This is a genomic window from uncultured Marinobacter sp., from assembly GCF_913055835.1.
GTDB lineage: Bacteria > Pseudomonadota > Gammaproteobacteria > Pseudomonadales > Oleiphilaceae > Marinobacter.
This window is the reverse complement of the sequence record NZ_CAJXKQ010000014.1, coordinates 52,300-65,641: the sequence shown is the minus strand read 5'-3', so window position 1 is coordinate 65,641 and position 13,342 is coordinate 52,300. Positions and strand designations below refer to the sequence as shown.

The 13,342-nt window shown below is 58.5% G+C and carries 16 protein-coding genes; 6 read left to right on the top strand and 10 right to left on the bottom strand.

Annotated features, from left to right (window positions below):
• Positions 1 to 53: 53 nt before the first annotated feature.
• Together QZ534_RS09825 and QZ534_RS09820 are read right to left on the bottom strand one after the other, a co-directional pair.
• Entirely contained in the window at positions 54 to 545 is a 492-nt protein-coding gene (locus tag QZ534_RS09825) for a CBS domain-containing protein (protein ID WP_008176308.1), read from the bottom strand.
• A gap of 82 nt (positions 546 to 627) precedes the next feature.
• Positions 628 to 1,362: an START domain-containing protein gene (locus tag QZ534_RS09820; RefSeq protein ID WP_296934079.1), complete on the bottom strand. Its 735-nt coding sequence runs from the start codon at positions 1,360 to 1,362 to the stop codon at positions 628 to 630.
• A gap of 137 nt (positions 1,363 to 1,499) precedes the next feature.
• On the opposite strand from QZ534_RS09820, the gene QZ534_RS09815 reads away from it, so the two are divergent.
• Complete coding sequence (locus tag QZ534_RS09815; protein ID WP_296934077.1) at positions 1,500 to 2,507, top strand: DUF2804 domain-containing protein; 1,008 nt, start codon at positions 1,500 to 1,502, stop codon at positions 2,505 to 2,507.
• A 51-nt stretch (positions 2,508 to 2,558) separates the two neighbouring features.
• Here the strand turns inward: QZ534_RS09815 and minE are convergent, their stop codons facing one another.
• The 5 genes from minE to QZ534_RS09790 all read right to left on the bottom strand — a co-directional run bounded on the left by minE (position 2,559) and on the right by QZ534_RS09790 (position 5,129).
• Positions 2,559 to 2,810, bottom strand: a complete 252-nt coding sequence (gene minE, locus QZ534_RS09810; RefSeq protein WP_064227083.1) for a cell division topological specificity factor MinE — start codon at positions 2,808 to 2,810, stop codon at positions 2,559 to 2,561.
• Between the two features lie 3 nt (positions 2,811 to 2,813).
• A complete protein-coding gene (gene minD, locus QZ534_RS09805; protein ID WP_296934076.1) occupies positions 2,814 to 3,626 on the bottom strand; it encodes a septum site-determining protein MinD in 813 nt (270 codons plus the stop codon).
• Between the two features lie 77 nt (positions 3,627 to 3,703).
• Positions 3,704 to 4,465 (bottom strand): septum site-determining protein MinC, encoded by a 762-nt coding sequence (minC, locus tag QZ534_RS09800; protein ID WP_296934074.1) that lies wholly within the window; start codon positions 4,463 to 4,465, stop codon positions 3,704 to 3,706.
• Entirely contained in the window at positions 4,462 to 4,851 is a 390-nt protein-coding gene (locus tag QZ534_RS09795) for a HopJ type III effector protein (protein ID WP_014576244.1), read from the bottom strand. The genes minC and QZ534_RS09795 overlap by 4 nt, the downstream gene beginning before the upstream one ends.
• Complete coding sequence (locus tag QZ534_RS09790) at positions 4,851 to 5,129, bottom strand: DUF1244 domain-containing protein (RefSeq protein WP_296934072.1); 279 nt, start codon at positions 5,127 to 5,129, stop codon at positions 4,851 to 4,853. Before QZ534_RS09790 ends, QZ534_RS09795 begins: the two co-directional genes overlap by 1 nt.
• 115 nt (positions 5,130 to 5,244) lie before the next feature.
• Between QZ534_RS09790 and dinB the strand changes: the two genes are divergently transcribed.
• Complete coding sequence (dinB, locus tag QZ534_RS09785; RefSeq protein WP_296934070.1) at positions 5,245 to 6,309, top strand: DNA polymerase IV; 1,065 nt, start codon at positions 5,245 to 5,247, stop codon at positions 6,307 to 6,309.
• Here the strand turns inward: dinB and QZ534_RS09780 are convergent.
• Positions 6,306 to 6,854, bottom strand: a complete 549-nt coding sequence (locus tag QZ534_RS09780; RefSeq protein WP_296934068.1) for a phosphatase PAP2 family protein — start codon at positions 6,852 to 6,854, stop codon at positions 6,306 to 6,308. The genes dinB and QZ534_RS09780 overlap by 4 nt on opposite strands.
• The gene (locus QZ534_RS09775; RefSeq protein WP_296934066.1) at positions 6,820 to 8,040 is read right to left on the bottom strand and encodes a glycosyltransferase family 1 protein; all 1,221 of its coding nucleotides are present in this window, start codon (positions 8,038 to 8,040) and stop codon (positions 6,820 to 6,822) included. Before QZ534_RS09775 ends, QZ534_RS09780 begins: the two co-directional genes overlap by 35 nt.
• A 114-nt stretch (positions 8,041 to 8,154) precedes the next feature.
• On the opposite strand from QZ534_RS09775, the gene QZ534_RS09770 reads away from it, so the two are divergent.
• From QZ534_RS09770 to QZ534_RS09755, 4 genes are all read left to right on the top strand, one after another.
• Complete coding sequence (locus QZ534_RS09770; RefSeq protein ID WP_296934064.1) at positions 8,155 to 9,192, top strand: NADP(H)-dependent aldo-keto reductase; 1,038 nt, start codon at positions 8,155 to 8,157, stop codon at positions 9,190 to 9,192.
• Between the two features lie 224 nt (positions 9,193 to 9,416).
• Complete coding sequence (locus QZ534_RS09765) at positions 9,417 to 9,740, top strand: hypothetical protein (RefSeq protein ID WP_296934063.1); 324 nt, start codon at positions 9,417 to 9,419, stop codon at positions 9,738 to 9,740.
• Between the two features lie 133 nt (positions 9,741 to 9,873).
• Positions 9,874 to 12,084 carry an acetyl-CoA hydrolase/transferase C-terminal domain-containing protein gene (locus QZ534_RS09760; protein ID WP_296934062.1) on the top strand — a complete coding sequence of 737 codons (2,211 nt, stop codon included), beginning with the start codon at positions 9,874 to 9,876 and terminating at the stop codon, positions 12,082 to 12,084.
• Positions 12,084 to 12,554, top strand: coding sequence for a peptidylprolyl isomerase (locus QZ534_RS09755; RefSeq protein WP_008176279.1), 471 nt, complete (start codon positions 12,084 to 12,086; stop codon positions 12,552 to 12,554). The genes QZ534_RS09760 and QZ534_RS09755 overlap by 1 nt, the downstream gene beginning before the upstream one ends.
• Here the strand turns inward: QZ534_RS09755 and QZ534_RS09750 are convergent.
• Positions 12,472 to 13,332: a 1-acyl-sn-glycerol-3-phosphate acyltransferase gene (locus QZ534_RS09750; RefSeq protein WP_296934059.1), complete on the bottom strand. Its 861-nt coding sequence runs from the start codon at positions 13,330 to 13,332 to the stop codon at positions 12,472 to 12,474. The genes QZ534_RS09755 and QZ534_RS09750 overlap by 83 nt on opposite strands.
• Positions 13,333 to 13,342: the final 10 nt, after the last annotated feature.

Genomic DNA, 13,342 nt, shown 5'->3' with positions numbered 1-13,342 from the left:
TTTCGGCGAGCTTGCGGTGCTCTGGGCATAAGTGGCGCTACCTCTCTGGTGGCTCAGTCGTTATCGGCGCAGCGTTGCGTGAGTTCCTCATCCGAGATCACTTTCAGCATATCGTAAGTCGTTATGATGCCGGTAATTTTTGAATCATTGGTGACAAAGATCCGGTGCAGGTGCTCGCGCATCATGATATTCGCAATGTCGCGCACCGGCGTCTTCTCGTCAACTGATAAAACGATGGGGGTCATGATGTCCCGGACTTCCACCGGCACCTTGCCCATTTCCTCAAAGATGACCATCCGCAGACGCCGGGCTTCCTCCCGTTCTTCGGGGGTCAGATGTCGGTCGGCATCGGAGCGCGTGGCGTTCCAACGGAATTCGGTGATGTCTTTAAGAGTGGCAATGCCGACAATTTCGCCGTCGTCATCGGTGACGGGGCTGCCGGTTATCTCGTTGTCGGTGAGGAAGCGGGCCAACCGGTCCATGGTCCAGGATTGCGGGACGGCCTTGATGCTGGGTGTCATGATCTCGTAGGCGAGAACGGTCATTGATCTGGGCTGCCTTTTGAATTCCTTTTTGAAAGCTTAGCGCGTGATGCCTTGCGCGTCATCCCTTCATGGCGCTGATGGTTCAGGGGCCAGGCGGCGTGACACCAGTGAGTTGGCCATTTTCATCGTAGACCAGTCGATAACCCTGGTACTTTTCCTGGTTGGCGACGCGTTCCAGCTCCTCCATGGAACGTACCGGAATATCCACCAGCAGGGAGTTCACCAACCAGCCCGGTAACGCCCCATTGGGATCCGTGTGCTGAACCCAGAGCATCCTGGTCTTGTCTCCCTCTGGAGTGAACCGATACAGGGTGTCGGACCGGTCGACCCTGACCCGGCTGCTGCTCTGGGCCCGCTGATCGGGCATGGCGTTCAGATCCATGACAATCTCACCGGAAGCCTTGTCGCCCCGTGTCCGGATACGCAGGACATAGTCCCGGTCGGTCACGGGCCAGGGCATATCGTTCACCGAATAGGCGAAGCGATCGTGGAACGCGCCATCGCCGAACGCATAGGATTCGGTGCAGTTGTGCACCCACTCGACGCAGGAACCGGGATTGGCCATGACGGCCATCAGGTTTTCGATGGGCGCATCGAGCACCGCCACGGCCTTGAACGCCTTGAAGCTCGAGTCTGGCTGGTCGATGGTATACACCCGGATATGATCGGCTTCCTTTCGCAGCGTCCATTCCTCATGGGTTTCATCAGGCAGTTCAGCCCGTGCACTGGCGGCGACAGCAAATACCAGCAATGCACAGACAAGCCCGCTGATGACCGAGGCCCAGCCCGTAATGCCATGGGCTATGCTCTTTCTCATAGGGTACACTTCCTTGCAGATGGTGGGCCGAGTCTAGCATGAGGTTTTTGCTGGCATGGCCACTGAAACAGTGGATTGTGAACCAGGTAGCGACCCGCTGATTCGATTCACGGAATTGGCCTGATCTGACGACGACTATGACAATGGAAAAGCTGATCAACGGCAAAGGACAGATAGTTCTCGGGCTGCTCGATGAGCCGGTACACGAGATCAACTATCTGGACTATGACCTGCGCACGGTGATGGACCGCCCCCGGTCACGGCTGGCCCGGCGCTGGCGTTTCAATCAGTTCCAGTTTGTCAGCGCTATGGGCCCGGGATGGGTGTTTGGCCTGGCGGTGGTGGATCTGAAACTGATGGGCAGCGGCTTCTTCTATCTCTACGATTTTGAGACCGGCGAGATGATGGAGCAGTCGTTCCTTCAGCCATTGGCCAGGCAGACCCGCATTGAACCACTGCCGGAGGAAGGTGTGGCAACGTTCAGCAAAGGCGAGGTTGACGTGCGAATCGCGCCTGCGGCTGATGGCCGAACGATTACGGTGTCCGCCCCCGGTGATATCTGTATAGAGATGACCCTGAAAGAGGATCGGGATTCGCTCCGGCTGGTTTGTCCAGCGGGCTACAATGGCTGGGTGTTTACCCGCAAGTCGGCAGGCTTGCCGGTGGAGGGAGAGGTCCGCTGGGGTCACAGCATCTGGCGCTGCGACGAACAGACCCGGGGAACCATCGACTGGAGCTGCGGCTTCATGCGCCGGGAAACGGCCTGGAACTGGGCCTGCCTGGCCGGCCAGCTTGCGGATGGCCGGTCCCTGGGGCTGAACCTGGCCGCCGGGGTCAATGAAACGGGGATGACAGAAAACGCTCTCTGGCTGGATGGTGTCTGCCACAAACTGGGGGCGGCCAGGTTCCGTTTTGACCGCTACCGGCCGGGCAGTGACTGGCATGTGACCACGGAGGACGGCCGTATTGATCTGCATTTTGTCCCGGCCGGAGTTCGCAAGGAAAAACTGAATGCCTGGGTGCTGGCATCCAACTTCCGGCAATATGTGGGCACCTTCAATGGAACGGTGACTGATGACGCCGGCGGGAAAATCGAAGTTAAAGGTCTGCGGGGCCTGATGGAAGACCATTTCGCACGCTGGTAAGAGACGGCCAGGCCCGCCCCACTCCACGCGGGACAGGCCTGATCACACCGTTTAGCGCTCCGGCAGCGTGACGTTCAGTTCCAGTACCGAGCAACTCTCGTTGCGGTCCACTTCAACCTGAACCATGTCGTCGCTGATCTGAACGTACTTGCGGATAACCTCAAGCAGCTCCTGCTGAAGCTGGGGCAGGTAATCCGGCTGCTCGCGCTGGCCCCGCTCGTGGGCCACAATGATCTGCAGGCGCTCTTTGGCAACGCTTGCGGATTTGTTCTTCTTGCCCTTGAAATAATCGAGGAAACTCATCCCTTAGCCCCCCTTGAACATCCGTGAGAAGAAACCCTTCTTCTGGGACGTCATGAAACGGTGTTCCCGCTCCTCACCCAGCAGGCGCGCGACTGCGTCTTCATAGGCCTGGCCGGCATCGCTGTCCTCTTCGAGGATGACCGGCAAACCCTGGTTTGACGCATTCAGTACAATCTGGCTTTCCGGGATGACACCCAGAAGCGGGATCGCAAGGATCTCTTCTACGTCTGCCACGGACAGCATCTCGCCCTTTTCAACCCGGGACGGGTTGTAGCGGGTCAGAAGCAGATGTTCCTTGACTGGATCCTGGCCCATTTCGGCGCGGCGGGACTTGCTCTGCAGAATGCCAAGAATGCGGTCGGAATCCCGGACCGAGGACACTTCGGGGTTGGTGACCACAATCGCTTCATCGGCATAATACAGCGCCATCAGGGCGCCATGCTCAATGCCGGCGGGTGAGTCGCACACGATATAATCGAACGTCTCGGAGAGCTCGTTGATGACCTTCTCGACACCTTCTTTGGTGAGTGCTTCCTTCTCCCGGGTCTGGGAGGCCGGAAGGATATAGAGGGTATCGACCCGCTTGTCGCGGATCAGGGCCTGATTCAGGGAGGCTTCGCCCTGGATCACGTTGACGAAGTCGTACACCACGCGACGCTCGCAGTTCATGATCAGGTCGAGGTTGCGCAGGCCCACGTCAAAATCAATGACCACTGTCTTGTGGCCCCGTTTGGCAAGGCCGGTACTGATCGAGGCGCTGGTGGTGGTCTTGCCAACGCCGCCCTTTCCTGAGGTAACGACAATAATTCTAGCCAAGGTTCTGTTCCTGTTTCTCGGTGGATTCGTCGTGTCTGCCGAATTGTCCGGTCAAGTTATTGTATTCAGCTCCAATATCAGGCCTTGTCCAGTGGCGTCACCACCAGCAGGTCGTCCCTGAGCAGGATTTGCACAGCGCTTTTCCAGCCATTGTCCTGAAGATCTTCGGAGATTTTATAGTGTCCCGCGATGGACACAAGCTCCGCTTCCAGTGATTGGCAGAAAATCCGGGCGGATTCTGCACCGTGGATGCCGGCCAGCGCCCGGCCCCGGAGAGGACCGTAAACATGGATGTTGCCAGCGGCAAGCACTTCGGCGCCAGCCTGCACAGGCGCCAGAATAACCAGATCACCTTCCGGAGCGTGGATCTGTTGGCCGGAGCGCACCGGCTGGGAGATGATCTTGGCCGGTGGTGGGTCGCCGGCAGCGCTTGTCGAGGCCGCAACAACTGCCGCTTCCGCTTCGTCCGCGGCCGCCTGTTCGGCTTCGTGGGTGCGGTCCCGCTGGCCGTTACCCGGCAGCAGTGCCAGTGCAGCGCCCCGGGCGAGCCGACGCTGGTCGTCGGTGCCACCGCGCACGCCAATCACGTGGATGTGGTTGCGCCGACAGGTACCGATGATCTTGAAGAAATCCAGTTCGCTGTCCAGTCCCTGGTACTTCTCCAGACTTATGATCAGCGGAATGTCCTTGAAGAACCCGGGTGCCTGGCTGATCTTGTCCCGCAGCACCTCTTCGAACTCGCCATCGTCAAAGTAGTAGAGCTCCAGGGCTGTCATGGACACGCTGGCGCTTTTTAGCTGAAAACCCTGTTTTACCCCGGAGGTGGCGGTATCGCTCATGAAGGAGTCTCTTCCCTGGTCATGTTGTCGGTTGGGTTCGGGCGCTGCCGGAGTGGCACGCCCTCGAACCGGATGCCTGACCATCCGGTGCTGATGAACTGGCGGATGTTGCCATGGCTCTCGCCCGTCGGGTCGTCCAGAACCTGCTGGTAATGCTCGGCGAACAGTTTGAGCGTGTCCACTTCGCTCAGATTGCAGTACTGGCCCAGACCAAAGATCCGGCAGGACCCGGCATTCTCGCCTTCTGCGTTTACCAGTGGGCCGTTGCGGAAGCCGCAGGGCTGGTATTCGAAGTGCTGTTCGATCAGGGCCAGGGAATCTTTGAAGCTGGCGTGGCCAGCATCCAGGGATGCCAGATGGATCCTCACGGCATCATTGACGCTCATTATTTGTGTTCCTGCTTGGGGCCGGTCTGATAGAGCGCCTTCCAGTCCTCATAGGGCATGCCGTAGATTTCCTCGCGGGCCTGGGGGTCTGAAATTTCGAAGCCCCGCTCATCCGCTTCTGCCCGATACCATTTTGAAAGGCAGTTACGGCAGAAACCTGCAAGGTTCATCAGATCGATGTTCTGCACATCGGTGTTTTCACGAAGGTGTTTGACCAGGCGACGGAAGGCTGCGGCTTCAATTTCGGTGCGTTCTGCTTCAGGAATCGGGTTGCTCATGATGGCCTCTCAATAGTTGATGCGCCGGTTGTCAGCGTTCCTGACATTCTCTGTATGTTAGCTTAAGATACAAGGCTGTATAAATGTACAGAGAGTCGACGCGAGCGCCCTGATTATGCCACAACGCAAGATCATCCACGTGGATTGTGACTGCTTCTACGCGGCCGTCGAGATGCGGGACGATCCCAGCCTAAGGGATGTGCCGCTGGCAGTGGGTGGTGATGGTGGTCGGGGCGTGGTAACCACCTGCAATTACAAAGCCCGCGCGTACGGTGTGCGTTCCGCGATGCCGGGTAGCGAGGCGCGTCGGTTGTGCCCGGGGCTGGTAACGGTACCGACGGACATGGGACGGTACCGGGCGGTCTCACAACAGGTGATGGCGATTCTGCGGGAACTCACGGATCTGGTGGAACCTCTTTCCCTGGATGAGGCCTTTCTGGATGTCTCCGATGTAACCGACCACAAAGGCAGCGCCACCCTGATGGCTCGGCACCTTCGGGAGCGGGTGCGTCAGGAAGTGGGTATCACCATTTCTGCCGGAGTGGCGCCCAACAAGTTCCTCGCAAAGATCGCCAGCGACTGGGAAAAGCCGGACGGACTCTTTGTGATTCGCCCGGAAGACGTTGAGGATTTCGTGCAGGGATTGCCAGTGGAGAAGCTGTTCGGGGTAGGGCAGGTTACGGCCTCGAAACTGCATGTGCTGGGGGTAAAGACCTGTGGGGACATGCAGGCGCTTGGGGCCGATGTGCTAATAGAGCGCTTCGGAAAGCAGGGCTACCGCCTCCACGAGATGGCCCACGGCCGGGATGACCGGGCCGTGGTGGTGTCGCGGATCGCCAAGTCGGTCAGCGTCGAGCGGACCTTTTCCCAGGACTTGCCGGACATGGTCGCCTGCGAAACCGTCATGGCCTCTCTGGTTGCAGATCTCAATCTTCGCCTCTCCCGCAAGGCCCGTCGAAAACCAATCCACAAGCTTTTTATAAAGATACGCTACAGCGATTTTTCAACCCACACTCTGGAGCGCGTCCGGGAGCAGATCACAGAGCCCACTCTGGAAGATTATCTGCCGCTGCTCGCGGAACTGGTGACCAACCGGGAGCGACCGGTGCGGCTGCTGGGGCTGGGCGTGCGTTTTCGAAATGATGACGCCCCGGTTACCCAGTTGCGTTTGTTTGATTAGAAGTGCAGCCAGCTCATGGCCATGTAACCCATCAGCCCGCCGATCAGTGCGCCCGCAGCGACGTCGCTGGGGTAGTGCAGGCCCAGAACCACCCGTGATGCCGCCACACTGAGGGTGAAGGGGAGTACGATCAGCGCGAGCGCCGGCTCGGCCACGCTGAGCATAACCTGGAAGCAGGCGGCGTGAAGTGTGTGGCCGGAGGGGAAGCTGTAGCGGTCCAGAGGGGGTGTGCCACAGTTGATGGCCGGGAAGGATATGAAGGGGCGTTCCCGGATTAGCCAGCGCTTCAGAAGCTTGTAGCTTACGGTGCAGGCAAGGCCGGTCAGCGCCATGAGAAGCGCCAGCCCTGGCCCCGACGCCGGATAAAGAACAGGGATCGACAGGATCAGGGCATACCAGAACCAGCCGTCACCCAGTCGGCTGACCAGCCGGAAGTAGCCAAGGGCTGGCCGGAAGCGAACAGCGCGGTTGATAGATTGGCAGAACGCGACTTCCCGCTGGTCTGCCAGTTCAAAGAAGCGAGACGCTTTGCTTGTTGATGGCATGGTATCCAGCCTTTGCGGGTTGATTGAAAACCAGTTGTTCAAACTGTTCGATCTGGGAATTCCAGTTCTGTTCCAGGGCGTCCAGCCGTGCCTGGGCCCTGATCCGGTTCAGCAGGGTGGGCTGGTCAGCCAGCCTCAGGGCGCTGTCGACGTAAGCCTCGTCCTGATCCAGGGGCACTTTCATGCCGTTTTCCTCGTGGCGGATGTGTTCGGCTGCTGCGGCGTCGTCAAAGCTGACGACACCCAGGCCGCTGGCCATGGCCTCCAGCACCACGTTGCCGAACGTATCGGTCTTGCTTGGGAACAGGAACAGATCGCCCGAGGCAAAATGTCGGGCCAGGTCGTCGCCGCGTCTGGTGCCGCAGAACACGTAGTCGGGGTGACGTTCGGCCAGTTGACGCCGAAGTGGGCCGTCGCCAACCAGAATGAACCTGGCCTGGGGATGAAGGCCGCGGATGCGTTCGAAGCAGGCGACCGCCATGCGCAGGTTTTTCTCTGGTGCGAGCCGACCTACATAAAGAATGGCGCGGTCATTGGCCTGCAATCCCCAGGATTCGCGAAGTGCACTGTCTCGCTTATGGGGAGTGAATCGATGACAGTCCACGCCCCGACTCCAGAGCCCGGTTCCCGGGATGCCCATGGCTCTTATCGTCTGCTGCATTTTTCGGGTAGGCACCAGGGTGATGGCGGTGCGATTGTGGAACCACCGGCCGTAGAGACACAGCAAGCGCGCGAGTATTCCAACGCCATAATATCGGCTGTAGCTGTGGAAGTTGGTGTGGAAGCCGGAGATCACCGTAATGCCGATCTGACGCGCTGCTGATGTGGCGGCGATACCCAGTGGACCCTGGGTAGCAACGTAGAGGGCATCGGGCCGGTCCGCGACCATGAGCTTTTTCAGGTGGTTGGTCCGGGCCAGGCCAAAACGCAGGTCCGCGTACCCGGGTAGAGGCAATCCGGTCACCACATGCTCATGGGTGAACAAGGCTTCGCCGGCACTGGCGAAGTGTCCCTTGCGCTCATGTTGCTGTCGCGGCCGTATAACCGTTACCCGGTGTCCACGCTGCATCAACCCCTGGCAAAGGTGCCTGAGCGTGTTTGCCACGCCATTGATTTCCGGCGGAAAAGTCTCCGAAACAATGGTAATGTGTTGTTGACGCCGGTTGGCCTTCGTGGTCTCGGTCACGGTGTTTCCTGTGCTTCCTTTGACATGCCTCTACTATGAAAAGCTGGCATGACAGTTATGCGACACTCCCGTGACATTCCCTTTACCCGTTAACCGAACCGAATCGGAGACGATATGCAAACGAGAAAGCTTGGCAAGACGGATCTCGACGTTACCCTGATTTGCCTGGGTACCATGACCTGGGGCGAACAGAACACCGAGAAGGAAGCGTTTGAGCAGCTGGATTACGCAGTGAACGAGGGCATCAACTTTATCGATGCTGCAGAGATGTATCCCGTGCCGCCACGGGCGGAAACCCAGGGGCTGACCGAGACCTATCTGGGGAACTGGCTTTCCAGTCGGGGCAAGCGCGACGACCTGGTGATTGCTTCCAAAGTGGCAGGACCGGGCAATGGCCTGAAGTACCTGCGTAATGGTCCGAGACTGACCCGCGACCACATTCTGGAGGCCTGCGACGCCAGCCTGAAGCGCCTGCAGACGGATTACATCGACCTCTACCAGGTGCACTGGCCGGATCGCAGCACGAACTTTTTCGGCAAGCTCGGCTATGAGCACAACCCGGAGGAATCCTTCACGCCCATCGAGGAGACACTCGAGGCGCTGGATGAACTTGTGCGCTCTGGCAAGGTGCGGCACATCGGGCTGTCCAATGAGACGCCGTGGGGCACCATGGAGTACCTCCGCCTGGCAGGCGAGAAGGGCTGGCCCAGGGTCGCCAGTATCCAGAATCCCTATAACCTCCTGAACCGCTCGTTCGAGGTGGGGATGGCGGAGATAGCGCATCGGGAGCAGGCCGGTTTGCTGGCGTATTCGCCGCTGGCGTTCGGCATGTTGTCTGGTAAATACCTGGGCGGCAAGTGGCCGGAGAAGGCCAGAATGACCCTCTACGAGCGGTTCAGCCGCTATACGAGCGGCAGAGGCATGGATGCAACCCGGGCCTACGTTGATCTGGCTCAGCAACACGAATTGTCTCCGGTCCAGATGGCGCTGGCTTATGTAAACAGCCGCAGTTTCGTAACCAGCAACATCATTGGTGCGACGTCCATGGAGCAGTTACGGGAAAACATCGGGTCTGCGCAGGTGACCCTGAGCCCTGAGGTGCTGGAGGCCATCGAGTCTATCCATCAGGAATTCACCTATCCCTGCCCCTGAATCCGCCGGATTTTGGTTTGGTTCTCCGGTCAGCAGGCGCTGGCCGGAAGCACAGTTACAATGTGAAATATTGGGGATCATAAATTGACAAAAACATGATGATCCCGTGACAAAAAGTCGACGCCTTTGTGTGCAAATTCACATCTTTCCGGCCCTTAATCATTAGACTTAAGCCTAAGGTATCCGTAGACTCCCGTGTCGGAAAAAAGGTCTCAGGCAGTGTCATGATTATTCGCATCTTCGTCGCATTACTCGCTCTCAATCTCGTTGCATTCGTCGTTCGCGCCGAGGCATCCGAGCGCGTATTCGAGCAGGTCGAGAGCACGACAACCAGCGAGCAGATCTTCGAAATTCAGGAACGGGTTTCCGGCGACTATGAAGAAGACAGCTCCGAGGCATTCACCGAAATCGGCTCTCGCCTGCTCAGCCTTTCACTGACCCGGTCGAAGAGTTCCGGCAAGCAGTATGCGTCGGATCCAGCGCAAGCCGACCATGGCATTGCCCTTCTGAACGAGGGTGCCTGTCTGAACCTGAAGTGGAACTTCTGAAACCCTCTCGCCTTTCTTCCATCTCCTGACTCCCCGAAGCCCTTCAAACCGCAGAATCATGATCTGGCGCATTGTCTGTGCCCGATGCTCGTGTGATCATCCCCGTTAGCATTAGCCGATAAGGAGCTTGGTAATGGCGGGTGATAGAGGGCAGTTATCGAATGATGTGAACGCCTGTGTTGATGAGGTGATTCGCCGGGTTGGCAAGGAAATCACGCTGGGTTTGCCGCTTGGGCTCGGCAAACCGGTGCGTTTTGTTAATGCGCTGTACCAGCGGGCCAAGGACGATCCGGAAATCCGTCTGCATATTGTCACAGCTCTGTCGCTCCTGGCGCCAAAGGGCGGCTCCTCGCTTGAGAAGCGCTTCATGGGGCCATTTGTAGAGCGCCTCTATGGCCGGATTCCCGAACTGGCCTATGCCCGCGATGTCTCCTCCAATCGCCTTCCCCCAAATGTCCAGGTCTCGGAGTTCTTCTTCAAAGCCGGCAGTTACCTTAACAATCGTTCCCAGCAGCGGCATTATGTCTGTACCAACTACACCCATGCCGTTCGGGACCTTATGGGTGTTGGGGTCAACGTGGTCGCGCAGATGGTATCGCCGGGTGAAGCGCATGGGCAGCCCGGGCAAGTCAGCCTGAGTTGCAATCCCGACCTGACGCTGGACCTGATTCCTCTATTGCGGGAGCGGGAAGCAGCCGGCACACCGGTTGCTCTGGTGGCGGAGATGAACCAGAACCTGCCCTGGTTCGGACACCATGCGGCCATTGAGGCAGATCGGTTCGATGTGCTGCTGGAACAGCCCTCCAGCGATTACCCGCTGTTTTCAGCCCCCCAGATGTCGGTCAGCCCGGAAGATCACATGATCGGGTTCTATGCCAGCACCTTGTTGAAGGATGGCGGTACCCTTCAGGTTGGCATCGGCTCACTGGGTGCTGCTCTGGTCCAGAGCGCCATACTTCGTCACAGTCACAACGATGCCTGGCGAAAAGTGTTTGATCATCTGAACGTTGACCAGAACTTTCCTGTGGTCAGGGAAGATGGCGGCACAGGGCCCTTCGAACAGGGCCTGTATGGCTGCAGTGAAATGATGGTGGATGGTTTTCTGTACCTGATGCAGGAGGGCATCCTCACCCGCGAGGTTTACGATCACGCCGGTCTTCAGACGCTGATCAACCGTGGTGATATCAGCGGGGAGGTTTCGCTCGCCACCCTGGATGTTTTACGCCGGGAGAAGCTGATTGATAGCCCGCTGCGGGCAAGAGATGTCCATTGGCTGGTTCGGCATGGCATTTTCAGAGAGGCTGTCGAATTCAAGGGAGGCCGGCTGCGCGTCGGTGATCAGTCGGTGGAGGGCGACCTGGACAATCCAGAGGCCCGCCAGGCCATCGAAACCCTGATTCTCGGGGAGAGGCTGACTGGCGGTATCGCAATGCACGGCGGTTTTTACGTTGGCCCCGAGCAGTTCTACCAGTACCTCAGAGAGCTGACCGACGAGCAGCGTGCAAAAATCTGCATGACCAGCGTGAACTTCATCAACCACCTGTATGATCACCCGTTTGGCGACCAGAAGCTGAAAGCCGCGCAGCGCGTTCATGGTCGCTTCATTAACTCGGCAATGATGTACACCCTCAATGGTGCGGGGGTATCGGATGGCCTTGATGATGGGCGGGTAGTGAGTGGTGTTGGTGGCCAGTACAACTTTGTTGCCATGGCCCATGAGCTGCCGGGCGCCCGTTCCATTCTGTCGCTGCGCAGCACCCGCTCATCCCATGGCAAGGTGCTCTCCAATATTGTCTTCAATTATGGTCATTGCACCATTCCTCGCCACCTGCGGGATATTGTGATTACCGAATACGGCATTGCCGACCTGAGAGGGCAGTCAGACGAGCAGGTATTCCTCCGGCTGATCCGCATCGCCGACTCCCGGTTCCAGCAGGAGCTTCTGAAAAAAGCCCAGAAGGCAGGAAAGGTGGATCCTGGGTTCCGGCTACCTGCCGACTGGTGTAACAACACGCCGCAAGCAATCAGGCGTGCCGTCGAGGTAGCGGGAGATGCCAGCCTGTTCCCGCCGTTCCCGTTTGGCAGGGATTTTACCGATGAGGAACTGACGTTGGGGAAAGCCCTTAAGGGGCTCAAGGCCGCAACGGCCACTCGCCGTGGTAAACTGTCGACTCTGTTGCAGGCTCTCCGGGCCCGGGATGACGAAGGCCGTTACCGGGCCCTGCTTGAACGCATGGGTCTGAGTAACCCTTCAGGATTGCGGGACAAGCTCGATCAGCGACTGGTTATTCATGGCTTGCAGCAGCTCGAAACACCACCGGATACAGGAAACTCGAAAACCTGATGACAGCTTCACAAGCAAGACCCGACGTTTTTACCGTCCACTACGTACTGAAAAACAAGATCGGCGAGCTGGTTGATACTTCTGAAGGCAGTGAGCCTCTGCACTTCGTCTACGGCAGCCCGGAGATTATTGAAGGGATTCAGCAGGCGGTGAAAGACCGCAATGTCGGGGATTGCCTTGAGGTGACGGTGCCACCGGCCATGGCGTATGGCGAGCACAAGCCGGAACTGGTGCGCAAGGTGCCTCGCTCGCTGTTTGAGGGCATCGAAAACCTGCAGATTGGCATGAAGTTCCAGACCAACACCGGCGATGAAGCGCAGATCGTGCAGGTTGTCGGGATCGACGGCAACCTGGTTAAGGTGGATGCCAATCATCCGCTGGCGGGTTTTACCCTGTACTTTGATCTGGAGATCGTTGGCCGCCGCGAAGCGACGGAAGACGAGGTAGCCCAGGGGCGTCCCCTGTTCTGAGAAGATCTGATGCCCGCCCGTCGTACTCGCCGCTGTATATCCGCGCCAGGCCGTCGAGAACGATTTCTCGCAGTCGGGCGGCAATCTCACCGGTTGGGGGCTGATCCGACGCAGACACCGGTGCGTGGAAGACAACGTCTACCCGGGCAGAGGGCTCTCTGAGCATTCTCAGCAGATGGCAGTGGAACTCATCGTCACCAATAAAGGGCGCCAGGTAATCAGGTCGCCCGTTTCTGCGGTAGGCGATGGTCACTGGCTGAACTGGCGTTCTGCTTTCCGGCGCGGCCTTGAGCAAAAGACCGTGGAACGGCAATACGGTCAGACCTGCACTGGTGGTTCCCTCCGGGTATACCAGGACATTCTCTCCGGCCTGTAAATTCTCGACAATCTGGTTCCGAACGCGGCGGGCCTGTCCGCCTCCCCGCCGTATGAAAAGTGTGCCGGCCTGTCGCGCCAGCCAGCCTATGGCCGGCCACTGGCCGACCTCCGCTTTCGACAGGAACCGGATCGGTGCCAGGCTTCCCAGAATCGGAATATCTGACCAACTGATGTGGTTGCTGACGAACAGAACGGTATCGTCGGAAGGTGATCCGTGCTGGTGTATATCCAGTCCCAGGCACCGGCAGGCCCATCGGAAACAGAATCTGGCCCAGGGTGTCCGATCGATGGCTTTGCGTGTAACCGCTTCAGTGATCCGCAAACCGGCGGCCAGCATCGTGGTGGCTGCCAAAAAAACCATAAAGGTCGTGATTCGAACGCAGAGTCTCAGCCAGCTCATCTCCCAGACT

Bases quoted from the DNA above. Each gene is read 5' to 3' on its own strand.
- QZ534_RS09825 (WP_008176308.1), bottom strand. From the start codon at position 545: ATGACCGTTCTCGCCTACGAGATCATGACACCCAGCATCAAGGCCGTC.
- QZ534_RS09820 (WP_296934079.1), bottom strand. From the start codon at position 1,362: ATGAGAAAGAGCATAGCCCATGGCATTACGGGCTGGGCCTCGGTCATC.
- dinB (WP_296934070.1), top strand. From the start codon at position 5,245: ATGCCACAACGCAAGATCATCCACGTGGATTGTGACTGCTTCTACGCG.
- QZ534_RS09815 (WP_296934077.1), top strand. From the start codon at position 1,500: ATGACAATGGAAAAGCTGATCAACGGCAAAGGACAGATAGTTCTCGGG.
- QZ534_RS09760 (WP_296934062.1), top strand. From the start codon at position 9,874: ATGGCGGGTGATAGAGGGCAGTTATCGAATGATGTGAACGCCTGTGTT.
- minC (WP_296934074.1), bottom strand. From the start codon at position 4,465: ATGAGCGATACCGCCACCTCCGGGGTAAAACAGGGTTTTCAGCTAAAA.
- QZ534_RS09755 (WP_008176279.1), top strand. From the start codon at position 12,084: ATGACAGCTTCACAAGCAAGACCCGACGTTTTTACCGTCCACTACGTA.
- QZ534_RS09790 (WP_296934072.1), bottom strand. From the start codon at position 5,129: ATGAGCAACCCGATTCCTGAAGCAGAACGCACCGAAATTGAAGCCGCA.
- QZ534_RS09770 (WP_296934064.1), top strand. From the start codon at position 8,155: ATGCAAACGAGAAAGCTTGGCAAGACGGATCTCGACGTTACCCTGATT.
- QZ534_RS09750 (WP_296934059.1), bottom strand. From the start codon at position 13,332: ATGAGCTGGCTGAGACTCTGCGTTCGAATCACGACCTTTATGGTTTTT.
- QZ534_RS09765 (WP_296934063.1), top strand. From the start codon at position 9,417: ATGATTATTCGCATCTTCGTCGCATTACTCGCTCTCAATCTCGTTGCA.
- QZ534_RS09795 (WP_014576244.1), bottom strand. From the start codon at position 4,851: ATGAGCGTCAATGATGCCGTGAGGATCCATCTGGCATCCCTGGATGCT.
- minE (WP_064227083.1), bottom strand. From the start codon at position 2,810: ATGAGTTTCCTCGATTATTTCAAGGGCAAGAAGAACAAATCCGCAAGC.
- QZ534_RS09780 (WP_296934068.1), bottom strand. From the start codon at position 6,854: ATGCCATCAACAAGCAAAGCGTCTCGCTTCTTTGAACTGGCAGACCAG.